This window comes from Limnohabitans radicicola (genome assembly GCF_014837235.1).
Taxonomy (GTDB): domain Bacteria; phylum Pseudomonadota; class Gammaproteobacteria; order Burkholderiales; family Burkholderiaceae_C; genus Limnohabitans_A; species Limnohabitans_A radicicola.
The window spans coordinates 793719-818989 of the sequence record NZ_JACYFT010000001.1; the positions used below are offsets into that span (position 1 = coordinate 793719).

Annotated in this window: 17 protein-coding genes; 15 read left to right on the forward strand and 2 right to left on the reverse strand. The window is 54.8% G+C overall.

Annotated elements, in window-relative coordinates; all coding sequences use genetic code 11:
* Positions 1–49: 49 nt before the first annotated feature.
* Positions 50–1864 (reverse strand): M10 family metallopeptidase, encoded by a 1815-nt coding sequence (locus tag IC609_RS16205; protein ID WP_191818141.1) that lies wholly within the window; start codon positions 1862–1864, stop codon positions 50–52.
* Positions 1865–2016: 152 nt separating this feature from the next.
* Between IC609_RS16205 and IC609_RS03970 the strand changes: the two genes are divergently transcribed.
* The 10 genes from IC609_RS03970 (at position 2017) to IC609_RS04015 (ending at position 14319) form a co-directional block, all read left to right on the forward strand.
* The gene (locus IC609_RS03970) at positions 2017–2406 is read left to right on the forward strand and encodes a hypothetical protein (RefSeq protein WP_191818142.1); all 390 of its coding nucleotides are present in this window, start codon (positions 2017–2019) and stop codon (positions 2404–2406) included.
* Positions 2397–4538 (forward strand): PKD domain-containing protein, encoded by a 2142-nt coding sequence (locus IC609_RS03975; protein WP_191818143.1) that lies wholly within the window; start codon positions 2397–2399, stop codon positions 4536–4538. The genes IC609_RS03970 and IC609_RS03975 overlap by 10 nt, the downstream gene beginning before the upstream one ends.
* A 189-nt stretch (positions 4539–4727) precedes the next feature.
* The gene (locus IC609_RS03980; RefSeq protein WP_191818144.1) at positions 4728–5855 is read left to right on the forward strand and encodes a hypothetical protein; all 1128 of its coding nucleotides are present in this window, start codon (positions 4728–4730) and stop codon (positions 5853–5855) included.
* Positions 5856–5878: 23 nt separating this feature from the next.
* Positions 5879–7513: a DUF1800 domain-containing protein gene (locus IC609_RS03985; RefSeq protein WP_191818145.1), complete on the forward strand. Its 1635-nt coding sequence runs from the start codon at positions 5879–5881 to the stop codon at positions 7511–7513.
* Entirely contained in the window at positions 7510–8877 is a 1368-nt protein-coding gene (locus IC609_RS03990; protein ID WP_191818146.1) for a DUF1501 domain-containing protein, read from the forward strand. Before IC609_RS03985 ends, IC609_RS03990 begins: the two co-directional genes overlap by 4 nt.
* On the forward strand, positions 8874–11492 hold the full coding sequence (locus IC609_RS03995; RefSeq protein WP_191818147.1) for an Ig-like domain-containing protein: 2619 nt from the start codon (positions 8874–8876) through the stop codon (positions 11490–11492). The genes IC609_RS03990 and IC609_RS03995 overlap by 4 nt, the downstream gene beginning before the upstream one ends.
* 35 nt (positions 11493–11527) lie before the next feature.
* A complete protein-coding gene (locus IC609_RS04000) occupies positions 11528–12064 on the forward strand; it encodes a TlpA disulfide reductase family protein (protein ID WP_191818902.1) in 537 nt (178 codons plus the stop codon).
* A gap of 128 nt (positions 12065–12192) precedes the next feature.
* Complete coding sequence (locus IC609_RS04005) at positions 12193–12306, forward strand: DUF4266 domain-containing protein (protein WP_232844233.1); 114 nt, start codon at positions 12193–12195, stop codon at positions 12304–12306.
* A complete protein-coding gene (locus tag IC609_RS04010; protein WP_191818148.1) occupies positions 12297–13424 on the forward strand; it encodes a DUF3570 domain-containing protein in 1128 nt (375 codons plus the stop codon). The genes IC609_RS04005 and IC609_RS04010 overlap by 10 nt, the downstream gene beginning before the upstream one ends.
* Before the next feature lie 7 nt (positions 13425–13431).
* Complete coding sequence (locus IC609_RS04015; protein WP_191818149.1) at positions 13432–14319, forward strand: FAD:protein FMN transferase; 888 nt, start codon at positions 13432–13434, stop codon at positions 14317–14319.
* A 15-nt stretch (positions 14320–14334) separates the two neighbouring features.
* Here the strand turns inward: IC609_RS04015 and IC609_RS04020 are convergent, their stop codons facing one another.
* Complete coding sequence (locus IC609_RS04020; protein WP_191818150.1) at positions 14335–15489, reverse strand: site-specific integrase; 1155 nt, start codon at positions 15487–15489, stop codon at positions 14335–14337.
* Between the two features lie 347 nt (positions 15490–15836).
* Here IC609_RS04020 and IC609_RS04025 point away from each other — a divergent pair, with 347 nt between their 5' ends.
* From IC609_RS04025 to IC609_RS04045, 5 genes are all read left to right on the forward strand, one after another.
* Positions 15837–18587 carry a beta strand repeat-containing protein gene (locus tag IC609_RS04025; protein WP_191818151.1) on the forward strand — a complete coding sequence of 917 codons (2751 nt, stop codon included), beginning with the start codon at positions 15837–15839 and terminating at the stop codon, positions 18585–18587.
* A gap of 131 nt (positions 18588–18718) precedes the next feature.
* Complete coding sequence (locus IC609_RS04030) at positions 18719–20254, forward strand: class I SAM-dependent methyltransferase (RefSeq protein WP_191818152.1); 1536 nt, start codon at positions 18719–18721, stop codon at positions 20252–20254.
* Positions 20255–20320: 66 nt separating this feature from the next.
* A complete protein-coding gene (locus tag IC609_RS04035) occupies positions 20321–21037 on the forward strand; it encodes a tetratricopeptide repeat protein (RefSeq protein ID WP_191818153.1) in 717 nt (238 codons plus the stop codon).
* 257 nt (positions 21038–21294) lie between these two features.
* Positions 21295–23280, forward strand: a complete 1986-nt coding sequence (locus IC609_RS04040; protein WP_191818154.1) for a hypothetical protein — start codon at positions 21295–21297, stop codon at positions 23278–23280.
* 22 nt (positions 23281–23302) lie between these two features.
* Entirely contained in the window at positions 23303–25264 is a 1962-nt protein-coding gene (locus IC609_RS04045; RefSeq protein ID WP_225223979.1) for a Calx-beta domain-containing protein, read from the forward strand.
* Positions 25265–25271 lie beyond the last annotated feature (7 nt).

Consider the following 25271-nt stretch of genomic DNA (forward strand, 5'->3'; position numbering starts at 1 on the left):
TCATTAAGTTGACGATGCCGGATCGGCTAAGCGCGTATTTTGTCGAAATTCAAGCCAGCAAAGCTTGTCCAATCAGCGTAATCTGCAGCTCATAAGTAGACGCATCGGTCAAATGGGATACGGGGGTTATCACACTCTTGAGCGTACTCATCTCCGTTGAATTTTGACCCAATGTATCTGTATACATCTTTGCGATCGCAATCTCGTTGGCAAACTGCTTGGCCGTGTTGCCCCATTCGGGGTCGCTGTACGAGAAATTGGCCAGGTTGCCAAACACCTGATAAATCACTCTACCAACAGTCCAGCCAGGCGAATCCAAGGCATCGGTGATGTCCTTGACCGCTTGTTGCTTGGTGACGTCACTGGCGCTCGTCTTGACGATGTTGTTCACCAACGCCTGCGCCAACTGGCCGTGGCTCAAACTGGTGGGGTACACATCGGTGAACTGCGACTTGGTCGTGAACACATCCACGATTTGCTTGACCGACATGCCTGCCCGGTACGCTGCAGCGAGCTGGTCCATGTAGGTCACGCCCGGCGCTGCGTTGAAGGCGGTGATGAAGAACTGGTACAAGCCCACGGGCAGGTCGGCATAGCTGCCGTGAGCTTGAGACTCAATGGAGACGGTCTTGTCTGTGAACCTTAGTCGCTCAACACTGACAAGGATGTCTGTACCCTCTGCGCCCGTTTTGTCCTTGACAGACCACCCACCTACAATTTTGCTCAACTGGTAATTGGCAGCTTTCGCTCCCCAGACAGCGGTATCAACACCATCCCCTCCATCCAGAGCATCATTGCCTCCACCACCAGTGAGCTTGTTATTGACACCATTGCCAACCAAGACATCATCACCAGCCCCTCCCACGGCATTTTCAATGATGCAGTCATATGCAATGCTCAAGGCATCGGTTCCATCATAAGTGGGTACCAGTGGAGGCGTATTCCACTTGTAGCCTGCGGTCGAATCCGATTCAATCGTGATTTTTGAAAAATGACCCGGATTCAAGTCAATGTGGCACCCCTTTTTAAAGTTCGCCACAGAAATGGTGTCATCCCCCCCACCATCCCAAAGAGTTTTGAAAAACGGTACTGCCGGGTCAAATTCATAAGTGGTGTCACTGGCGTTGTAGCTGTTATTTTTTCCATAAATGAACTGCAGGGCCTGAATGTCCAGCAGCATGGGCGTTTCAGGTCTGACATAAACATAAGAGAGTGAAGCCCCGCCATCTGCAGTCTTGGTGACCTTGACAAAAAGGTCATGCTCCGGGTCGGTGTAGGACATGACCGTGTAAATACGGCTGTCCAGTCCTGCAGGCAATACTGGTGTATCGGAAAAAGGGTGTTTAAGACCCAGAGAATGGCCAATTTCGTGAAGAAGTGCCTCGTAGTTGTAAGAGCCGTAAGACCAATTTGTCAAATTGGCATTGTCCGCATTGATCCATACATCCCCTGCTGACGGCCAGTAAGAATTAGGGTGATAAGCGTACCCCCAACTATTCGCCAAACTGCTGGCCGAAGAAAAAGCAAAGCGAATATCACCCACATTGGTGGCTGTATCCGCCACTTGCGTGAACTGAAGATTGGCAACCGATGCCCAAGCCTGCAATGCAGCAATTGCAGCTAGTTGCTGCGTGGCATTGAGCCCGAAATGCGAGCTTGCCGTTGCCTCGCCATTGGAAGAATAACTGGCCCCGTCATAACCACTGAAAACCGCAACAGCACCATTGATCCAGGGAAAGCTGTAACTTAACTGAGTCGCCGACCCGTTAGAGCTCCACTTATACCCACTCAGCAAAGCATCTATGGCCAAAGTTCCGGTTACATCGACCGGACTGGTTGAGCGGGATAAAGAAGGCGAAGTCATTGACAGCGTGTGAATAAAAGCAGCGCCATTATGTAGTCCTCGAAATCAAACAGCACGAATTCCCCAAAAATGCGCTCAAGTTAAGCGTCCCCGTGCCGAATCCCAAGAATGCTGCTGATCCTGGTGGATTTTGTCAGTCATCCGGAGAGGTTATGAAAAAGGTTTCTGTACTAGCGGCTGCACTCATCCTGCTGACAGGATGCGCTACCGTGCTCGACAGCGAGGTCCAAACCATCCGTGTGATCGCCACATGCAACGGCAAAGCCGTTCCCGCCCAATGCAGCCTTGAAAACGACAAAGGCCTGTGGGAAATGAATGCACCTGGCAATGTAACCGTTCAAAAGGACAGCAGCAGCTTGCGCGTGCAATGTCAATCACCGTATTTCAAAGGCGGGAAAACCCAACTCAATGCAAACATCAACAGCTTCCTGGTCGGCAATGCTCTGATAGGCGGATTCGTTGGTGTGGGTGTTGACGCTGTCACAGGCAAGGGCTTCAGTTACCAATCGGTTGTCAAAGTGACTTACGCTGAATGCCGCTGAAAGTGAATGCCATGCGCCGATTTAATCAAAACATTGCCATCTGCATCACCGCACTCTTGACCGCTTGCGGAGGTGGCTCAAGCTCATGCTCTTCCGCATACGGCAATCTCATCGGCAATTCCAGCAGCTGCAACAAGACATCAGCACAGCAGACCCCCACTGCAGATGCTGGCGGTAATCAATATGTCGCACTCAACGCCACTGTGACACTGGATGCCAGCAAAAGCACCGGTCAATCATTGACTTACCACTGGTCACTCACATCAGCCCCCACAGGCAGCAACGCCAAACTGCAACTCACCAATGTCATACAACCGACATTTGTGGCAGACCAATCTGGCACTTATGTCATCACCTTGATCGTCAACGACGGCAAATCCGACAGCACACCTGCCATCATCACGGTCACGGCATCTACCACCAACGTGCCACCAACAGCCAACGCTGGTGCCAACCAAAACATCATTACCGGCTCATCTGTAACGCTCGACGGCAGCGCCAGCAGTGACCCCAATCGAGATACGCTCACGTACAACTGGCAACTCGTATCTCGCCCCTCAGGGAGCACCGCGACTCTGACAAAATCCAACGACGTCAAACCCACATTTATTGCAGACAAAGCGGGCGCTTATGTCGCGAACCTGCAAGTCAGTGATGGCAAAGCACTCAGTGAGCTGAGCTACGTAACAGTCAATGCACAGACGACCAACTCTGCACCCGTTGCAGTGGTGGGCCCCAACCAATCTGTCACTGTTGGCACGTCAGTCACACTTGACGGCACCGCCAGCAGCGATGCCAACCGCGACCCACTCACCTACCTGTGGTCGATCACAGCGAGCCCACAAGGCAGCAGCGCCCGATTGACAGGCGCCACGACAGCCAAACCCAGCCTGGTACCAGACCAAGCAGGAACTTACCTGATCAGCTTGCGTGTCAACGATGGTCAAATCGACAGCGATTACGCATTTGCAACCATCTACGCCTCGACAGCCAACGTGGCACCTGTGGCTTCTGCTGGCAGCAATCAAAATGTACTCACTGGAACCACTGTCACTCTGGACGCCAGCGCAAGCAGTGACGCCAACCGCGACTTGCTCACCTACAGCTGGACTTTTGTCTCCAAACCTTCACTCAGCAACGCCAGATTGTCGGACTCGACCTCAGCAAAACCCACCTTCCAGGCTGACATCGGTGGCAGCTATGTGGCCAGCCTGATTGTGAGCGATGGCAGGCTCAACAGCTCTACAGCCTACACCACAGTGACTGCTGCCAACGCCAATTTGGCCCCAACAGCCAAGCCTGGCAACTCTCAATTCGTGATCACAGGCGCTCAGGTCACACTGGACGGGAGCACCAGCAGCGATCCCAACAGAAACCCGCTCACCTACAAATGGACGACAGTATCCAAGCCCACCAATAGCAACGCATCGCTGATAAACGACACCACTCCACAACCTCGCTTCACAGCAGATCAATCAGGCTTGTATGTCTTCAGTCTGATCGTCAACAACGGCGTATTGCCAAGCGCAGTGGCTTACGTTTCAGTCAATGCCTCAACGACACTCCAGCCTCCAGTGGCCAATGCGGGCTCCAATCTCAATGTCACGACCCTCGATGCCCTGACACTCGATGGCTCTGGCAGCACCGATGCGAACAATGCTCCGCTCAGCTACCAGTGGACACTGGTTTCCCGTCCCCCCGCAAGTACCGCTGCCGCGCTGCTACTCCCCAATACGGTTAACCCCAGATTCAAACCAGACGTCACCGGAACATACGTTCTGAGTTTGACCGTCAACAATGGGCAGGCAAGCAGCCAACCCGCGGTCATGACCATCACCGCCAGCAGTGGAAATTTGCCTCCGACAGCGAATGCCGGTACAGATTTTTCTGCGGCCTTGGGTACCAGCATCGCACTGGACGGCACACGCAGCACCGATCCGAATGGCGATAGACTCACATACAACTGGGCTTTGGCTTACAAACCAGCCACCAGCACGGCGGGGTTGCTGGGCACAAGTGGATCCAAAACCGCGTTTGTGGCCGACGTTGTGGGTGTCTATGTGTTCAGCCTGGTGGTCAATGATGGGCAATACAGCAGCGAACCTGCCTACATTTCCATCACCGTCAAATAAAGTAGCCGGGTAAATGGATGGCTGGAAATTCGCCATCCCCCTAAAGCTCATGCCCCTGCTTCTGCCAGCAAGGGTAAAACATGATTGCAATTTTCCCGTACAAATTCTAGAATTTGACACCGAATAGTTACAAAATCGGTGTGCAATTGCGGACAGATCGACTGTCTCAAACCCATTCCAGAATTAATCATGCCGAACATCTATGGCACACCCAATAACAAATCCTTCGAACTGATCAAGGGCTCCGACCAGGACGACTGGATATTTCCACTGGGCGGCTGGGATTATGTCGATGGCGGCTCAGGCATGGACACGGTAGTGGTGGTCGGACTGTCAAGCCAATTTCGACTGATTCAAGACAGCAGCGCCACATACATCGATGCAGTCTCCTCTGCGAGCGCCTATGCCGACCGCGTGCAACTCATCAATGTCGAAAAAGTTCAATTCAGCGACAAGCTGATATCGTTGGACACGCCTCGTTTGTACCCCACACAGCCTGGAGACGACGAATACCTGGGTGGAGCAGGAATTGATTGGTTGAGCTGCGATGGTCCTCACACCCAGTACGAATTGCAACCCATAGGCAGCGCCTTGCGCATCACGGACAAATTAGGCACCACGGGATCCGACATGCTCCGCTCAATCGAACGCATCCGTTTCAATGATGGTGTCTGGTTGGTGACCGAAAACGCGTGGCTAAGTCAAACAACCCACGCTTCTTATAAAAACCTCCCCGCATCGCTGTACCAATTTTTCGCTGTGGCTTTTGCAGCTGCACCTGGCGTGACTTACATGAATCAATTGGCCGAAGCCTTCAATCACGGCTTATCGATCCAAAACATCGTCAACATATTCACCACTAAATCTCAATTTACGGATGTATACGCCCTCCACCTGGAGCACGGCGAACTGGCCAGAACATTGGTCAACAACATCGTTCAAGGCAGTGCAACCAATGAAGCAAAAGCCCGTGCCACACAAGACATCCAGACCGCTCTCGACAATGGCATGAGTGTGGGCGATGTGATATTCAACGTCTTCGGTAACCTGGCCCAATTCAGTCCAGCAGACACCGAATGGGGTGGAACGGCTCGACTGATGGGCAACCAAGTCAATGCTGCGCGCTACATCACGGAAACATTGAACCTGGACACGACAGATGTGGGTGTTTTGCGATCTCTGCTAGAGCACATCACGGCCGAGAGTGACACATCAACGACGCAAAGCACTGCTCAACTGATCGGCATTGCATTACACGCCCAAAGTTTGACTGACGAGTTTGCGGGTCACGCACCATGGTTGGTGATTCCAGGTTGAAATCACAGAAAGACAAACCCAAAATGCACACCTGCCTCACAGCAATAAAACCATGGCTCTGGATGCTCTTCCTGGTTCTTTCCGCTTGCGGAGGCCCCACATCAGACAATCCTGGCGCATCCTTTGCACCTTCAAGCGGACAAGTACATGCCCCGGACAGTGCCCCTCTCAACACCAGCGTCTATGCAGCGGCACGGTTTTTGGAACAAGCCAGCTGGGGGCCAACACCCACAGAGATTCAACGCGTAAGGCAAACAGGACCGGAAGCATGGATCAACCAACAACTGGCACAACCGATCTCCATACTCAACGCACCCAACTACGTCATTGACTACGACAACAACAATGCAGCGGCTCAGCAACAGGCCAACAATTGGTTCCCACGCCGCTTTTACGACTTGAGCATAAGCGGCAACGACCAACTGAGACAAAGAGTCAGCTGGGCTCTATTCAATTACATCCCCGTCAACTCTGGCCCCTACCCCACAACGGAATACTTCAATACATTCCAGCGGCAATCGCTTGGCAACTACAAAGACCTGCTGCGCGCGGTCACACTCCACCCGGTCATGGGGGTGTTCCTTAACAACGAACAAAACGAAGCCAGCAAACCCAATGAAAACTACGCACGCGAATTGATGCAACTGTTCAGTGTCGGTTTGGTCAAACTCAACATGGACGGCTCGACTCAAAGATCGCCAAACGGCACCCCTATTGAGACCTACACCCAAATCGATGTCGTCAATGCGACCAAGGCTTTATCAGGATGGTCACTGGCATGGGAGCCCAATCTGCCTTCAACCAACTGGATGAATGCGGGCAAAACCATGATCGCCAAGAAATGGCCCACGAATGCGCATGACGCTGGGGCCAAAACCATCATGGGCTCTAACATTCCAGCCGGACAAACCCTGCAGCAAGATCTCGAAAGCCTACTGGGCATACTGGTCAACCACCCCAACACAGCCCCTTTTGTCAGTCGCCGACTCATTCAAAGTCTGGTGAGCAGCGATCCAACTCCCGCCTATATTGAACGCATAGCCAAAGTATTCAAACAGACACAAGGCGACTTGGGACAAGTTGTCAAAGCCATTTTGCTGGATCCCGAAGCACGCACAGCCGATGATCCCGCCAAATCGACACCTCGAGTCGGAAAATTGAAAGAGCCACTCCTGCAACACATCAACACGCTGAGAGGTTTAGGCTGCAAAACAGCCGTGATGCACTGGGATCAGCCAACAGTCGCTATCAGGGCATGGGAACAGGATCCATTTCGGGCCCCCAATGTATTTGGCTACACCTCTCCCAACTACAAAACACCCGAATCATTGATTCCATCACCAGAACAAAAACTACTGACCACCAACGAAATCAACCGCAGACTCGGTGCACTGAGCTGGTGGCAAGAAAAAGAAGTTCAGCCTTACAGGGATGCTGGTTGTGATGTCCAGGACTTTCTGACTGCAGCCCAAACCTCAGACGACGCCCTGCTCAATCTGATCAATGCCAGATTCTTCAAAGGTGCCATGTCACCTACATTGCGCAATGGTGCGCTCAACGTCATGAAAACCAACATGAACGGCAATCCAGCCTGGCAAAAAACCAGCCGAACCTTGCAACTGCTATTGAGCAGCCCGGCATACGGAGTGATTCGATGAAGCGCCGAAATTTTCTCAAAAGCACATTGGCTGGATCAGCCATCACGCTTGGCGCTGGCCTGAGCCTGACCGAGTTGGCCAACTCGCAAAGTCAACCCAGCGGCTACAAGGCCGTCGTCATGATCTTCCTGAACGGCGGCAACGATGGCAACGACATCATCGTACCTACAGACGGAGCCTTTAAGGACTACCAAAAGGCACGACCCAGCATCGCATTAGGAAGTGGTGACCTGACTGCATTCGCCGGCTCCTACATGGGTCACAGCATGGGGATCAACAATGCACTGTCACCCCTCATGCCTCTGTTTCAGCAAAAGCGCCTGGCATTTCTGATCAATGCCGGCACACTGGTGCAGCCTACAAGCGTATCGGATGTCCTCAACGGGCGAGCCAAACTTCCCCCATTTTTGTTCTCGCACCCAGAACAGGTCCAAACCGTGATGGGCTGGACAGGCGATGAAGACCAAAGTGGCTGGGGTGGTCGGGGTATCGAGGCCATGGCCGGATACAAATCATTCAAGGCACCATTGATGGCGCTTGACAGCAGCGGCTCGACCCTGGTCACCGGACAAAAGTCCAGGTTCGTGGCGGCCAACTCCAATTTTTCAAGGAATTTGGGAGAAGCCAACCTGCTCGACAACACCAACCCATGGACCAGAACCATCGAATCATTGACTCGTTTGCAATCCGAAAATCAGGCTCAGGCAGAGTACGCTCGCACCTTCAGGGCATCCTTCCTGGACGGTGTTGAGTTGGCCAAAGTGGATCAAGTCACACCTCAACCGTCTGGCAATTTTGCCAACACAGACATTGGGAAAAAATTGAAGTTTTTGGCCCGCACCATGCACTACTTTCGAACCGCTGGTGCCAGTCGCCAAGTGTTCTCTGTGCAATGGGGAGGTTTTGATACCCACACCAACCAACGCGGTGCCACAACCAACAGCGGCAGCCAAACCCAAGATACGCAACTTGCGGAATTGGCTGCTGCATTGACAGCATTTGACGACTCTATCAAAGCCGCAGGCATGGACCAGGAGGTCGTCGTTTTGGTTGCCAGCGAATTTGGCCGCACACTCGACCCGGCTTCAGGCGGCGGTTCAGACCACGCCTGGGGCAGTCATTGGTGGGTCATTGGCGGACCTGTGCAGGGCGGCCAAATGCTGGGCCAGCACTTTCCGTCACTTGTATTGCGCGGGGTGGACGACGGTGACCCGGGCGGACGGGGTTACTGGGTTCCGCAGATTTCCAGCGACCAAGTCGCAGGCGAACTGCTCACATGGCTCGGAGTGCCACAAGAAAAACTGCTGACCGTTCTGCCCAACTTGGCCAACTTCAGCACACGCAAAGTCGGGTTCATCGCATGAGCAAAGATCTCACGCTCACCAAATCCAACGACAAACTGACCATCACCGACGACGGTGATTATCAATGGTTCACCGTCTTTGCCCAGGAGGGCGATGACGAAATCATCCTGCAAAAATCGAATGTCAGCGTCAACCCTGGCCAAGGTAACGACCGCATCGTCAACGAAACCAATCAGCCTTGGCCAACTGTTGTTTATTGGGACTCACCCAATGGCATACAAGCTGACCTTCAAACAGGTGTGGTTCAAGATGGCTGGGGGACAACAGACACGCTGGTCAACATCCACAACCTCCACACATCCGGCAGAAATGGCGATGTGATTCTGGGCAGCAGCACCGAAGATTACATCTGGCTCAACGGCTTTTGGCAAAAAGGCACATCACTCATAGATGGCCGGGGTGGCAACGACACCGTCACATCCAATGCCCCACTCAGCAGCTATGAACTGCAGGTCTCTGCCGATGCGAAAGAAATCCGTCTCACCAAGAACGGCTACACCGCCACCCTGCTGAACATAGAGGCAATCAACCTCTGGGATGGCCAGGCTGGCATCACCACGCATTACCAGGCTGTGGACCTGATAGACCAGTCCAAAGTAGGCCCCGCCGTTTTGCTGACATCCGGGCAAAAAGGATGGGCCAACCAAGTGGGGCAACCCGTCTCGCTGAGCTACAGCTTCATGAGTGGCCTCCCCAGCTACGGCGGCGGACAAGGTGGCACAGGTTTTGAACCACCAACAGAAAGCTACAAACAAGCGGTCCGTGCCATTCTGCAAGAACTCCAGACCCAAACAGGACTTCAATTCACAGAAGTTGCAGACAACGGCGACAGCTATGGTCAATTGCGTTTTGGCACCAACCAGCAATCAGCCACCAAAGGATATTCCTACACACCAGGCAGCAGCATCACAGACGAGCGACTGGGCGATGTCTGGATGGACAAAGACACCCTCAGCAGCATCGCACCAGGCCAGGAAGGATGGCAAGCCTTGCTGCACGAAATTGCCCACGCGCTGGGTCTTTCACACCCACGGCAAGCTGGCGATGGCACCACGGGCCCTGTGCTGATCGACGCCTGGAACAACAACGCCTACACCGTGATGTCTTCCGCCAACGCTTCGCCAGACCTTTGGCAAAGTTGGTATGCGCCCTATGACATGCAAGCCTTGCAATACCTGTACGGCGTTGGTTCCGGGACCTTGCCTGTACAAGACAATTTTTATCAGCTGCGAAACGCAGATGGCAAGTTCCTGCAGACCCTCACAGACGCTGGAGGCAATGACACGCTCGACGCTTCGGCACTTTCGCTCGGCGCAATCCTTGACTTGCGGCCCGGTCATTTCATGTCCGCTGGCATCGACAGCTCAGGCGCAGCCTCATGGAACAACATTTTTACAGGCTACAACACGTTGATCGAGAGGCTCTACGACACGCCCCACGACGATGTGATCTGGGGCAATACCCTGGACAACACCATCCACTGGAGTGGCGGCAACGATGTGATCGACGGCCAAGCTGGTATTGACACGCTGGTGATCGATGGTCCACGCAGTCAATTCGACCTGGGGTATTCCGACTACACCAATCAATTTCAGCTCAGCGACCTGCAAGGCCAGTTGGGCAGCGTCAGCCTCAACAGCATCGAAAAAATCATCTTTCGCGATTCAGCCGTGACCTTGGGCGCCACCTCGGCCAACGCCATCTCCGAAAGCACAACCAGCACACCGCCAGCCCTCTTTTTTGACCGCACTGTGCCTTTCTTGCAAAGCATAGGCACAGCCACCAGCAACAACCGAATCCTGCCCGAAGCCCAGCTGACGCTCTTGTTGAACGAAGCGATTCAACCAGGCAATGGACAAATCAAGCTGACGAACGTGGGCAAAGGCACAACAGAAACATTCTCGGGCACGAGCAAGAACCTGATCATCCAAGGTAACAAACTGAGCCTGTCGGGAGAGCGCCCGCTGCAAATCAACACCACCTACAAAATTGAGTTTGACAGCACCGCGATCACGGACATGGCAGGCAACCCCCTGACCACGACACCTGCTCAAACATTTCGGGTAGGCAATCCGGACGGCTTGTATCAATTTTTTGTAGTGGCTTTTGGAGCTGCACCCGGTGGCGTCTACATGGACCAACTGTCAGAAGCCTACAACTATGGGCTGTCCATCAAAACCATTGTCAACATCTTCACCACCAAAACCCAATTCACCGACACCTACGCTACCAGCTTGACCCATGCGCAACTGGCCAACAAACTGGTCAACAACATCGTCAAGACAAGCGCCTCTGCACAGGACAAAACCAACGCCATCAAGGACATCACCGATGCACTTGACTACGGTATGACTGTGGGCGATGTGATTTACACCGTTTTCGGCAACCTTGCCAACCAATCCATCTCTGACCCGCACTGGGGCGGAACCGCTTTGCAATTTCAAAAACAAACTTCTGTTGCCAAATACCTCACCGAAGTGATGGACTACAGAACATCTGAGTTGCCCATCCTGCAAAGTGTGCTCTCGGGTATCACACCCCAGACCGATGTTTCCACATCCGACAACATCGTCAATCTGATTGGCATCGCACTTTACGGAAGTGGGCACACATGACCCCCTTTGAGCAGCGCCTTACTCGACGCTCCATCATGACATGGGCTTGCGCTGGCGCGAGCGGTCTTGCGCACACGCAAAGCATTCCTCCTCGAGAACCCAGGCAAGCGCCAGATTTCAAGCTGCCATACCTGCAATCGCCACCACCCCACTCCGCAGGTAATTGTGAGGAAAATCAGGGTAACCGCATGCCAAACAGCTGCAGTCAATCACTGCGCGGACAATGGCTCTACTTGGACTTCTGGGCCTCATGGTGCGCTCCCTGCCGTCAATCTTTTCCCTGGATGAACCAGCTTCAGTCGCAATGGGGAGCGCAAGGCTTGCGCATCATGGCCATCAACCTGGACAACCAACGCGAGAAGGCATTGCAATTCTTGCTGCGTCACCCCGCCCACTTCCCCATCCTTTGGGATGCCACAGGACAAACAGCCCAAGCCTACGATGTACAAGCCATGCCCATGAGCTATCTGATTGACCCACAAGGCCACATCGTCGCTTCTCACCGCGGATTCACACAGGCTTCAGCACGCCAAACCGAGATCGACATTCACCGCGCTCTGGGGACTTCATGAGCCAAACGCCACCACACCAAAGTCACCTGGCCATGCTTGGGTTGCTGACCATCGCCTGCTCACTTTGTGGATGCACACTCATGCAAGAAGTCCGGCCTTGGCAAAAAGAGCTTCTGGCGCAACCCGACATGGCTCTCACACCCGACCCGCTCCAAAGTGCACACCACGAACATGTGTATTTCAGCCGTGAAGCTGGCACGGGTGGACATGCCGTCGGCGCTGGGGGGTGCGGATGCAACTGACTCCTTGGGTTCAACGCCTAACCCTGGCAGCCAGCAACACCTTGGCCTGCCTGACCGTGCAAGCACAAACTGCACCTTTGGAAGGCAGCATCGGCCTCAAATGGATGAATTACCAGGAAACCCAAGGACCGCTCGAACGCATCCGCGTCCAAGCACGCAGCGCGTTTGTGACACTCCCCTTGCCTCAAAACCTGGCAGTGGACGCCACACAAACCGTAGACGTCATCTCAGGTGCGTCCCCAGCCTATTACACCGAATCCCGCACATTCACGCCCGTGCACGATGTGCGCAGAGCGCACGATTTGCGCCTGTCCTGGTTCAACAACCTGCAAAAGTGGACTTTGGGGCAAACGCGCTCAGCCGAAAACGACTACCTCTCCCAAGGCGCATCCCTGGCCTTCTTGCAATCCACGCCTGACCGCAACATCAGCATCGAAGTCGGCCTGTCGCAAAACCAAGACACGATCAACCCGGTCAACCGACTGGTCACGGACAAACACAAAACCACCCAAGACATTCTGCTGAGCACCACACTGGTCATCTCGCCCCGTGACATTGTGCAAATGAGTTGGACCGCCAATACAGCCCGAGGCTACCTGAGCGATCCCTACAAATTTTTTGACGTGCGTCCCGATTGGCGCCGCTCCAATTCGCTTGCCCTGCGATGGAACCACCACTTTGCAAGCACAGGCTCAACACTCCGCCTTTCCACGCGCCTGCACCAAGACAGCTTTGCCATCCGATCCATCATGCTCCAAGGCGAATACAGCCAGTCTCTCGACAACGGTTGGTTCATCACCCCGCTGCTGCGCCATTACAGTCAGACCCAGGCCTCTTTTTTCTCTGCGCCTGATCCATCGCAACCATCGCAACCACAAATTCCGGCGGGCACGCAGCTGGGCATCAGCCCGCTGAGTTTTGACCAACGGCTCTCCGCTTTTGGCGCAATCACGGCAGGGATAAAAATCGAAAAGCGACTGGCCTCTCAAACCACGCTCGACCTGCGCTTTGACCAATACGAACAACGCAACCACTGGGGGCTGCTGCAATCTGCCACGCCAGGACTTGCAAACTTCAAAGCCCGAATTCTTCAGCTGGGCATCCGCCAGAAATTCTGATCCCCCGATGCACATCACAACACATCGATTCAAGGCCATGGGTGGGCCAGCGCAAGTCCTACTGCCCGACACGCCTCAAGCTCCTGCTGCGATGCGTGCGGTGCACACTGAACTTCAACGCCTGGAGGCCAAATACTCACGCTACAAGACAGACAGCCTGCTCTCAAAAATCAATGCACATGCAGGCCAAGGTTTCACGCCTTGCGACAATGAAACCTGGGCGCTGCTCGACTATGCTGAACAATTGCATGAACGAAGCGGCGGCCTGTTTGACATCACCAGTGGCGTCTACCGTCAAGTCTGGAATTTTGAACTCGCCAACATCCCCAACCAGGACAGCCTGCAATCCATCCGCACGCTCGTGGGCTGGTCTGACGTGGTACGCCAAAACCACCAAATCGCTCTGCCACGCAAAGGCATGGAAATCGACCTGGGCGGACTTGTCAAAGAATACGCGGTTGACCGCGCCTGCATGGTGCTGCAGTCACATGGGATCGACTCGGCGCTGGTCAGCTTGGCTGGCGATATGCGAACCCTGGGCACCAAACCAGATGGTCAGCCCTGGCAAGCAGGCATCGCTCACCCGCGCCAGCCGGGTCAATTGTTTGCCAGCATCGAACTGCACAACATGGCTCTTGCCACATCAGGTGACTACGAACGAGCGATTGTGCTCAACGGCCAACGCTATGCACACATCATCCATCCTGGCACAGGCTGGCCCGTCAGCCACTGGCAGTCGGTCAGCGTACAAGCCGACAACTGCCTGATGGCTGGCAGCCTGTGCACCATGGCCATGCTCATGCAAGAACAAGGTCTTGAGTTACTCCAACAAAGCGGCTTGAGTTTTCTCGCCATCGGACCAACTGGTGAAATTTTTCGCAACACACCCCGTTGAAAGCGCTGACATCCATCACTCCAGCCGAATCACCTGCACAGCCTCCATCAGCCGGTCGCGCTTGAGGTGTGCGTAGCGGCTGGTCGTACGAATGTCCGCATGGCCCAGTAACTCCTGCACCTCATAAAGGCTGCGGCCCGCATTGACCAAAAAGCTGGCAAAACTGTGGCGCAGATCATGGATGCGCAACTCGGGCACCCCCGCCTGCTTGCGGGCCGTGTCCCAGCTGTAATAGATCGACACAAACGGCAAACCTGTGCGCGGATTGGGAAACAACAAGTCTGAGCCCGGCGCCTTCAAGCCGGACCAGGCACGCATGCGCCCCAGCAACTCCAGCGCCCCAGTGGACAAAGGCACATGCCTGATCTTGCCCGACTTGGTTTTGGGAATCTTCCAGGAGGACTGCTGCCAGTCAATGTCTGCCCAGCGGGCATCCAGCGCCTCTCGCTTGCGGGCCCCGGTGTAGATCAGAAAAGGCACAATGTTTTGCAGCGCCGGGTTCTCGCTTTCGCGCACTGCGGCCATCAAGGCCACCGTCTGCTCAGGCGTCAAATACCGCTCTATCTTGTTGTCGTTCTTGATGTTTTTCAGATCCTGAGCCGGATTGACCTCCAAACCCTCGACCTTCCACCGCAGGGCCAACTTGTAGCCATAGCGCAGCAAAACCAGCATCCGATTGATGGTGCCCGGCGCGAAATCCTTTTCCTTCATCGACTGCACCATGCGGGCAATGTCTGGCGCCCGCACAGCCGCCATGGCCTGCGCCCCGAGCTGCGGCAAGATGTGGTTACGGATCATGCTCTCGTCCGTCCCCCAGCTGCGCTTGTAGGTTTTGACATAAGGCAGATACTGGTCCACAAAAAACTCTTCTACCGACAAGGCGTTCACGTCAAGCAAATTTCTTTCAGGATCACTGCTTGCTCGTAATTGACGCAATCGAGCCCGGGCCTCCTGACGCGCCTCATCCAAAGTGATCAGTCGCGCATCGCCCAACGTCATGTGCCGTTTGACCCCATCTTGGCTGTAGCGTAATCGGTAGGCCATGCGCCCACTGCGCTGCACATCGACGTACAGACCACGAATCTGCAAGTCATAGACCTCAAAATGGCTGCGCTGCGGTGGGCAAATCAATTGTTGAACAACAGCTTCGCTCAAGCGTACGACGCTCATACAGTACTTCCGTCATTCTTGAATCTTGGCGTTAGCGCAATTGTTATCTGCCACGTAAATAGCGTCTGTTTGCCAGAACTCATTCAAGCCTTTGAATTTCTTATCTACTGAATTTTTCAGCATTATCAATACAGCAATGAATTAACGAATTCTGTACGATGAATAGTCGTTAGAACACCGTTTATAATTTTAAAAACCCAAATTACTTATTTAAATCAACGTTATAAGTAGCCCAGACTTTCACACTCACTACTGGTGTGGATGCTGTAACAGGCGGCGCTGGTAACGACACCTTTACCGGTGCTCTTAATTCAACCAAGAGCTCTACCAATGCGACGCTGACAGCGTTGGACACAATCGACGGCGGCACAGGTACAGCGGACGTTTTGAATATCTCGGACGTTGGCGACAACAGCGGTACGACTGGTTTGCCTACCGGGCTGACAATCAAGAATATTGAAACCATCAACTTCGCAGCAGCTGCTGGCGCAACCATCGACACTACTGCTACAGGCGTAACTGTCACAGGGTTGAACAATCTGAACGTGACACAAGGCACCTCTGCGACTGTGACAACTGGTGCAACAACTGCTGTTGCTGTGGCTGTGGCTGGCGCAGCAACTGTGACCGGCGGTTCTACTCAGACTGTGACGGCAGTAGGTGGCGTTACCCTGAGCAAAGCTGCAGGTGCAATCACCGCCACCGATACAAAACAAGGTGTTAACAACCACGCTATTGATGGCGGCACATCCGTCACCGACACAGTGACAGTGGCCTTGGCTACAGGAACGGCTAACGGTACAGCATCCAAAATCACCGTGGGCGGCACAACAGCCCCAACCGGCGCTGTGAGCATCACACAAAACACTACGGGTGACACTGCAGGTAATACCAAGGGTGGTGCTGTGGCCATCACTGGGGGCACAACGGTTACAACAACATCGAACGTTGCATCCAAGATTGCAGCTGCTGATGGCTCGACCAACTACACCGTAACTCAATCTGCTGTCTCCGTGACTGGCGGTACTGCTACAACTGCAGTCACAGTTAACCAAGCTGCTGCAGTGACTGCAGCGACCACCAAAGTTGCTGTGGCTGGTTCTACAGAAACTGATGCCGTGCAATTCGGTGTGCTGAAATCAGGCGATACGCTCGCCGTTGCTGGCGTGACTCTGACGGCTGCGGCCGACATGACGGCCAAGCAAGTGGCTGCAGCTTTTGCCAACTTGGCATCTGGTCAATTGACTGGTTGGACTTCTGGCGCCGTGAGTGGTACAGGTTCTGATACCGTTCTTTTCACATCGACCACCGCCAACAGCAACGTGACTGATTTGTCCATTACGCTGACAAATACTTCGAATGCTAGCGTCGCTCCTACAGAAACCATAACTCAGGGTGTTACGACCGTCAAGGCAGCTGGTGCCATTGGCGTAGCTTCGGGTGCTGTGACAATTGCTGATCCCAACCAGGGCACCACAGCTGCCAACACCATTGCTACCGTGACGCTCTCCAACTATGGCGCCACGACCATTGCATCTGATGCGCTCACCACTCTGAGCCTGACCAACACCAGTGCAGCCAGTGCAACTGGTACAGTTGGCATCACCAATGCCAAAGCTACAACGCTGGATCTGACCGTCAACGGCGGCACCAAAGGTCTGGGTGCAGTAACTGCTGGCAGTACTTACACTGCGCTGAACGTGCACACAGCCAGCACTGATACAGCTGTGGCCATTACTGCCGGTGGCGTCACTGCTCTGAAAGTTGATGGCACGAATGCATTGGATCTGTCCAGCAGCTCCTTCGGAGCCTTGAAGACTGTGACTGTTTCCGGCGCTGCCGCCGTCAAGGGTGACTTCAGCGGCTCTACCGTGACTGGTGTGGATGCTTCTAGCTCCACTGGTAACAATACAGTGATCGTTGACAGCACCAAGGCCACTTTTACCGGTGGTTCGGGTAATGATGTAGTGACCATCGCTGCTGTGCCCACCAAGGCAATTGCTGGTGGTGCTGGCACCGACACCTTGGTTTTGAATGTGGCCGCTTCTACCTTCTCTAACCCGTCTGCCAACACCTTCATCACCGGCTTCGAAACGCTTGGCTTGGGTGCTTCGGCGACCGGTTCGTACGATGCAACGGGATTCACCGCATTGACACAAGGTTCAGTGACAGGTGCTGTGACGTACACCAACGTCGCTGCAGGTGCAGGTCTTACGATCACGGCTTCTCCAGGACAAGCTACAACCTACACATTGAAAGATGCTTCGGGTACCTCAGATAGCCTTGCACTGACCTTGAAAGCTTCGGCTGCGGGTGTTGCTGCTGGCTCCATTACGGCTGCCGGTATCGAGTCGATTTCGATCAACGCAACCGATTCATCCGCTACAGCCAAAGCAGGTGCTACAGCTGACAGCTTGACACTGGTTGCTACTTCTGCAGCAACTGTGACTGTGACAGGCAACACCACATTGACCTTGACCAGTGACTCGACCAACGCCAAGCTGGCAACGGTGGATGCTTCTGGCATGACTGGTGGTTTGAGCTATACGGCTGTCGGTGCTCTGGCGCAGACTGTCAAGGGTGGTGCCAGTGCAAACACACTTGCTGCGCACTCGAGCTCTACTTTGGCTGATACGCTGATCGGTGGTGCGGGCAATGACCAGATTACCGCCAACGCTGGTTTGAATACTTTGACTGGTAACGGTGGTAACGATACTTTTGTGGTTCAACTGCCTGGTGCCAGCCTCAACGTTTACTCCACGATCACGGATGCAAACGCTGGTGACACACTGCAATTGAAAGACAAAGGTGCCGAAACCTTTACCGCTACCAAAGTCACGCTGGCTGCCACTGCAGTGTTCCAGGACTACGCTAACGCAGTTGTGAATGCAGGTGGCAACGCCTCCAGTAACGGTGCAATTGGCTGGTTCCAGTACAACGGTGATACGTACGTTGTGCAGAGCATGCACAATGCAACAACCGCACCCAACTTCAGCAATGGAACTGACTTGGTCGTCAAGCTGACGGGCCTGGTCGATCTGTCTACAGCAACACTGGCTAACATCGGTGGTGCGGCTCCTCTGCTGCTTATCCACTAAGCAACGATTCCCTCTCGAATGCGAGAGGGTTATTGATTCACCCCGGCTCTCAAAAGGAGCCGGGGTTTTTTCTGTGCGCACTGCCCCCAGTGCGTCCAGAAAAGATACATCAAAAATACTAAGGATCTCGCATGACTGATTGGACTTCGGGTTATGTCTCTGACATAGGCTACACATTTGGCTATTACACAGAACTCAATCCTTTGCGCGTCAAGCTGGCTTTTCTGAATGCGGGCCTGGTTTGCCCAGAGTTTGGTACAGCTTGTGAGTTGGGGTTTGGTCAGGGCGTTTCCACCGCACTACACGCGGCGGCCAGTGTGGTGCAATGGCATGGCACCGACTTCAACCCCAGTCAGGCGGCTTATGCACAGGAACTGGCTACGGCATCTGGCACGGGTGCCGGCCTTTACGACGAAGCCTTCAATGAATTTGCCCAACGCGCAGATTTACCGCAGTTTGACTACATCGGCTTGCACGGCATCTGGAGCTGGATCAGTGACGAGAACCGAGCGGTCATCGTGAACTTCATCCGCAAAAAGCTCAAAGTGGGTGGGGTCGTCTACATCAGTTACAACACCTTACCTGGCTGGGGCGCTTTTGCGCCCATGCGTCACTTGATGACTCAGCACGCCGAAGTGCTTGGTACAGAAGGGCGTGGCATTGTGAGCCGGATCGATGGCGCGGTTGATTTTGCCGAAAAACTGCTGGCCACCAATCCGCTGTTCCTGAGGGCCAATCCGCTGGTGGCTGACCGCATCAAAACCCTCAAAGACCAGAACCGCCACTATTTGGCACACGAATACTTTAATCGCGACTGGCACCCCATGCATTTCTCAACCATGGTTCAATGGCTGGAGGGTGCCAAACTGCAATACGCCTGCTCTGCTCATTACCTCGACCACGTGGATGCCATCAACCTGTCTGCTGAGCAACAGGCTTTCCTGAAAGAGATTCCAGACGTCATGTTTCGCGAAAGCGTCCGTGACTTCATGGTTAATCAGCAGTTCCGTCGCGACTACTGGATCAAAGGAGTCCGCAAGATGCCGGCACTGGCGCAGGCCGAAGCACTGCGACAGGTGCGCGTGTTGCTGACAGCACACCGCCCAGACGTCAGCCTTAAAGTTACCGGCGCACTGGGCCAGGCCGACATGAGCGAGGCCATTTACGCTCCCTTGTTGGACGCACTGGCTGATCACAAAGTCAAAACGCTGGGGCAACTGGAGCAAGCCGTTGCGGGGCACGGGATCGCGTTTTCACAAATTATCCAGGCCATACTGATCCTAGCTGGAGCTGGCCATGTGAGCTTGGTGCAAGACGAAGTGGTCATGACCAAGGCGCGCAAGCATTGCGACAAGATCAATGCCCACTTGCTCAATAACGCCCGTGGGTCTGGGGAGGTGAATTATTTAGCCAGCCCCGTCACGGGTGGCGGTGTTGTTGTGGGTCGATTCCAACAGCTGTTCATCTTGGCGATGCAGCAAGGTAAGAAACAAAGCACTGAATGGGCACAGTTCACCTGGAACGTCCTGGCTTCTCAAGGTCAGAAGCTAGTCAAAGAGGGCAAGACGCTTGAGACGGCAGAAGAATGTTTGGCCGAACTTACGGTTCAAGCCCAAACCTTTGCGGAAAAGCAAATTCCGATTCTCAAGGCTTTGCAAATCATTTGAGCCAATCAATACATCAGTGCTGATTAATCAACCCCGTCCCTCACAAGGGGGAGGGGTTTTTTATTGATGGCATCTTCCGTACTTCAGCACACCCTGTATCTAGCCGAGCACCACTGGCGTTCGCGCCGCTTAACTGCCGCAGCCAAGCTGTACCAGCAGGTCCTGCGCTCCTTGCCCATGCACGCGCTGGCCCACAGCCGACTGGCCAGCCTGCAGCTGCAAGCGGGCCACCCCCACTTGGCCGTGCCCCATCTGGAAAAGGTTTTGCAGGGTCAGCCCGCCTTGCCCCAGCACTGGGTGCGACTTGTGCGTGCCTTGCAGCAAGCCGGTGATCTGGAGCGTGCCAGGGCCTGTCTGGACCAAAGCCAGCAGTTTGGGCTGCCTGAGCACGCCATCGCGCAGTTGGCGCACAGCCTGAGCCAGCCGCCAGACGAGCGGCAACACGCCCTGTTGGCCACCTACCAAAAGGGCCATCACCTCACCACCGAGATCGCTGCACGCCTGTTCATGGACGACTTCCCGGACCACCCTCTGGGCTGGCAGGTCTTGGGCGCGGTGCTGCACGATGCGGGCAGGCTCGAAGACGCCTTGGCCGTGAAGCTGCAAACGGTGGAGCAGCTGCCCCAAGACGCCAACGCGCACAACAATCTGGCCTGCACGCAACTGGCGCTCAAGGACTACGCAGGGGCCTTGAAGAGCGCCCAAGCAGCATTGGCCATAGACCCGGCACATGCGAGCGCCAAGCTGCATGAGGCTCAGGCCCTCAAGGGGATGAAGGCATGAGCAAGCACGGCAGCGGGCCAATTGTCGTTTTGATTGGGGTGCAGCTCGCCGTGCTGGCGGGGCTGCTGGCGATGGTGCTGCGTTTGTTAGGGGTGATCTGACGGCCTTGCGCATCAGCTGAGTAGACCTGCGGCGCAAACCCTGCACGATCAAGCCTCAAAGTCCTGCTTGAACGGTCATCGTTCTAGCTGAAAAACTATCAAAAATTGTAAAATCAATAAATCTAAAGAAAATCAAACTCGCTCCGAAAGCTGCCCATGACCACAAGCAACAAGACCACCCTGTTCGATACGGCCATTTCGAGCTATTCGAACACCAACGTCGCCGCACCAACGTATACCGCTCTTGCAGCCTGGAACAACTATCTGCGCTTGATCTCGAGCACGATCACTTCAGTGTCCAACGGCACACTGAAGGAGTCGTATGTCAACCCGGACAAAAGCACGGTTCAAATGGTCACAAGCACCGGATCAGTGGTGCTGTCTGGGATTTCGGTTTCAGGCACCATCGTGACGGCCAACAGCCTGGTGGTTCAAGACTCGGGCAAAACAGTCAGCATCGAGGCGCAGGGGCTGATCACGGTCGACATACAGACCCTTCGCGTCAGCGGTGAATTCACCAAGCTGGTCTATACCGGCATGGCCAACTCAACGACACCATTCAGCTACGCTTTCAAAGGCAAATTGACCGACGCCAATGGTTTAGTGGCAGGCACGACCAGCTCGGTGGAGTACAGCGGGATTGGAACCAATGGCATCGCCACCACCACCACCTATGGGCTGACCGATTCGGTTGTGGGTTGGGACTATGTCAACAGCGCCTATGTGCTGTCAGCGAGCACGAAGGTCGCCAATTACACATCGATCGGGAAATTCGCCATCAACAACGCCCCTGCCTCGTCGCTGGTGCTCGAAGGCAATCCCGTCGTTTCAGCCAATACACCCAATGTCATCTGGGGCATGATGGCAGGCAACGACACCATCATCCTCAGTGGCAATGGCGATGGCATGGCGCCTTCGGGCTTTGCGGGCAATGACCTCGTCATTGGCGATGCGGGTGACAACTATTTCAACAACCGCGTTGAAGCCTTGAACAATGAGTTTTCTGGCAAGGGCAATGACACCATCGATGGGGGTGCCGGTTACGACACCGTGTTCATGGGGTCCAACAAAAAATTCAGCGATTACAGCGTAACTGAGCATGACCCCAGCGCTAATAGCATTGTTTTCGTCGACAACTCGGCCACGGACAACACGGGAACAGACAAATTCACCAACATCGAGGAAATCCGCTTTTCCGATGTGAACCTGAAATATGCTCAGCTCAGGTCATTCCTCTTTGCCGTGGACGGTGCCAGTGGCGGCATGCTCAAGTACGGTGCCAGCACCGCCGAAACGATCACCGGCACCGCCCGCAGCGATGCCATCAACGCCTTAGGTGGAAACGATCTCATCGCTGCGGGCGATGGCAACGATTTGATTTATGGCGGCTCGGGCAATGACACCGCTGACGGCGGCACGGGCGTGGACACCTTCGGGCTTGAAGGCAAAGCTGCCAACTACACCCTCACGCTGTCGGCGGACGGCATCACGGTGACGGACAAGCTGGGGGTTGAAGGTGCCGACAATCTGAAAAATTTTGAAAAGGTCATTTTTTCAGACAAAACGGTGATGGTCGAATCAAAGCCCCACGGCAGCTATGCCGACCTGCCCGTGGGCTTGTACCAGTTCTTCATCACCGCCTTCAACGCAGCGCCGGGCGTGACCTACATGGACCAGCTCGCTGCAGCGTACCGGGCAGGCATGTCGGTCAAGCAAATCGTGGATGTGTTCACGACCAAGTCGCAGTTCACCGATGTGTACCCCACCAGTTTGAGCCACGGCCAGCTGGCGCAGGCGTTGGTGAACAACATCGTCAAGACGAGCGCCAGTGACGCCACGAAGCAACAAGCGGTCAAGGACATCACTGACGCGATGGATCAGGCAAACTGGACAGTGGGGCAAGTGATCTACCAGGTGTTCGGCAACTTGGCTAATTTTGCTTATAGCGACGCCACCTGGGGCAACACGGCCAAGCAGTTTGCCAACGAGATTGCGGTGGCCAAGACCTACACCGACACGCTGAGTCAGAGCACGACCGACTTGGCCACGCTCAGAAGCGTGATGGCACCTGTGTCACACCTGAGCGATGTGTCCACACCCGATCTGCAGATCACGCTGATTGGGCAGGCCTTGTTGAGTTAACGTTTTTCAAACAAAGATCCATATGCCCAGCGTAGGTTTTTCAAGCAATTTCGCCCGAGTGCGGGAAGGCGACAGTGGCCGTTCACAGGTGACGCTGACGTTGGTGCTGTCGGATGCCAGCACCAACCCCGTGACCGTCACCTACACCACCATGCTCAAGACCTATGGCGATGCCACACCGGGCCTGGACTACGTTGAGCTGGCCCCGACGGAGGTGACTTTTGCCCCCGGAGAGTTGACCCAACAAATCACTTTAGAGGTGATGGGGGACCAGCTGTATGAAGCCGATGAAATCTTCTATGTCGACCTGATATCGGCCTCGGGGGCTACCCTGGTTTTGACTGGTGCGGAAGGCTTCAGATCGCCCTGGCAGGCGGTTTACATCACAAACGATGACCAGTCGCTCATGCCCACTGTGGGGTTCAGCAGCAATTTCTCGCGCGTGGCAGAGGGCAACAGCGGTCGTACGCAAGCCACACTGACGCTGTCGCTGTCTGCAGCCAGCACCAGTCCGGTGACCGTGACCTACAGCACGATGCTGAAAACTTATGGCGATGCCACGCCAGGTGTGGACTATCTTGCTCTGGCACCAACAGATGTGACCTTTGCACCCGGCGAGTTAACCAAGCAGATCACGGTGGAGGTGATCGGGGACACCTTGTATGAAGCCGATGAAATTTTTTATGTCGACCTCTTGTCCGCCACAGGGGCAAGCCTGGTGCTCAGTGGTGCAGAAGGTTTCCGGTCATCCTGGCAGGCGGTCTACATCACGAATGATGATGCGTCTGTCTTGCCCACCGTGGGTTTCAACAGCAACTTCACACGTGTGACAGAGGGCAACAGTGGTCGCACGCAAGCCACACTGACGCTGTTGCTGTCCGCGGCCAGCACGGCTCCCGTGACCGTGAAATACACCACATTGCTCAAGACGTATGGCGATGCCACGCCGGGTGTGGACTATGTCGCACAAGCCCCAACAGAGGTGACTTTTGCCCCCGGCGAGTTGACCAAGCAGATCACGGTGGAAGTGCTTGGGGACAGCTTGTACGAAGCCGATGAGAATTTTTATGTCGACTTGCTGTCGCCCACAGGGGCGACGCTGGTGATCAGTGGTGCAGAAGGTTTCCGATCGCCCTGGCAGGCGGTCTACATCACCAACGATGACCCGGCATCCTCCGTTCCTAATCAGATCAAAGGCTCGGCGGCAAATGAGCGCTGGTACAGCACTGCCCAGAATGACCAAATCGATGGCGGCGCAGGCTCAGACACGGTCATCTGGGGCAAGAATGCCCAAAGCTACGCATTGAGCCTGAGCAATGGGCAAGTGATCGTGAAAGACATCACGGGACAGGAAGGTACGGACACGCTCACTTCGATTGAGAAGCTGCAGTTTGCCGACAAAACCGTCGTGGTCGAGTCACAGCCCCACGGCAGCTATGCCGACCTGCCCGTGGGCTTGTACCAGTTCTTCATCACCGCCTTCAACGCAGCGCCGGGCGTGACCTACATGGACCAGCTCGCTGCAGCGTACCGGGCAGGCATGTCGGTCAAGCAAATCGTGGATGTGTTCACGACCAAGTCGCAGTTCACCGATGTGTACCCCACCAGTTTGAGCCACGGCCAGCTGGCGCAGGCGTTGGTGAACAACATCGTCAAGACGAGCGCCAGTGACGTCACCAAGCAACAAGCGGTCAAGGACATCACCGACGCGATGGATCAGGCGAACTGGACGGTGGGGCAAGTGATTTACCAAGTGTTTGGCAACCTGGCCAGTTTTGCCTACACCGATGCCACCTGGGGCAACACGGCCAAGCAGTTTGCCAACGAGATTGCGGTGGCCAAGACCTACACCGACACGCTGAGCCAGAGCACGACCGACTTGGCCACGCTCAGGAGCGTGATGGCGCCTGTGTCACACCTGAGCGATGTGTCCACACCCGATCTGCAGATCACGCTGATCGGGCAGGCGCTCATGCAAGCATGAGCGGGTC

What these genes read in the sequence shown, in the direction of transcription:
- IC609_RS16205 (WP_191818141.1), bottom strand. Translation starts at nt 1,864, where the DNA reads ATGACTTCGCCTTCTTTATCCCGCTCAACCAGTCCGGTCGATGTAACC.
- IC609_RS04040 (WP_191818154.1), top strand. Translation starts at nt 21,295, where the DNA reads ATGACCACAAGCAACAAGACCACCCTGTTCGATACGGCCATTTCGAGC.
- IC609_RS04030 (WP_191818152.1), top strand. Translation starts at nt 18,719, where the DNA reads ATGACTGATTGGACTTCGGGTTATGTCTCTGACATAGGCTACACATTT.
- IC609_RS04045 (WP_225223979.1), top strand. Translation starts at nt 23,303, where the DNA reads ATGCCCAGCGTAGGTTTTTCAAGCAATTTCGCCCGAGTGCGGGAAGGC.
- IC609_RS04000 (WP_191818902.1), top strand. Translation starts at nt 11,528, where the DNA reads ATGACATGGGCTTGCGCTGGCGCGAGCGGTCTTGCGCACACGCAAAGC.
- IC609_RS03985 (WP_191818145.1), top strand. Translation starts at nt 5,879, where the DNA reads ATGCACACCTGCCTCACAGCAATAAAACCATGGCTCTGGATGCTCTTC.
- IC609_RS04035 (WP_191818153.1), top strand. Translation starts at nt 20,321, where the DNA reads ATGGCATCTTCCGTACTTCAGCACACCCTGTATCTAGCCGAGCACCAC.
- IC609_RS03995 (WP_191818147.1), top strand. Translation starts at nt 8,874, where the DNA reads ATGAGCAAAGATCTCACGCTCACCAAATCCAACGACAAACTGACCATC.
- IC609_RS04015 (WP_191818149.1), top strand. Translation starts at nt 13,432, where the DNA reads ATGCACATCACAACACATCGATTCAAGGCCATGGGTGGGCCAGCGCAA.
- IC609_RS04020 (WP_191818150.1), bottom strand. Translation starts at nt 15,489, where the DNA reads ATGAGCGTCGTACGCTTGAGCGAAGCTGTTGTTCAACAATTGATTTGC.
- IC609_RS04010 (WP_191818148.1), top strand. Translation starts at nt 12,297, where the DNA reads ATGCAACTGACTCCTTGGGTTCAACGCCTAACCCTGGCAGCCAGCAAC.
- IC609_RS03980 (WP_191818144.1), top strand. Translation starts at nt 4,728, where the DNA reads ATGCCGAACATCTATGGCACACCCAATAACAAATCCTTCGAACTGATC.
- IC609_RS03990 (WP_191818146.1), top strand. Translation starts at nt 7,510, where the DNA reads ATGAAGCGCCGAAATTTTCTCAAAAGCACATTGGCTGGATCAGCCATC.
- IC609_RS03975 (WP_191818143.1), top strand. Translation starts at nt 2,397, where the DNA reads ATGCCGCTGAAAGTGAATGCCATGCGCCGATTTAATCAAAACATTGCC.
- IC609_RS04005 (WP_232844233.1), top strand. Translation starts at nt 12,193, where the DNA reads ATGGCTCTCACACCCGACCCGCTCCAAAGTGCACACCACGAACATGTG.
- IC609_RS03970 (WP_191818142.1), top strand. Translation starts at nt 2,017, where the DNA reads ATGAAAAAGGTTTCTGTACTAGCGGCTGCACTCATCCTGCTGACAGGA.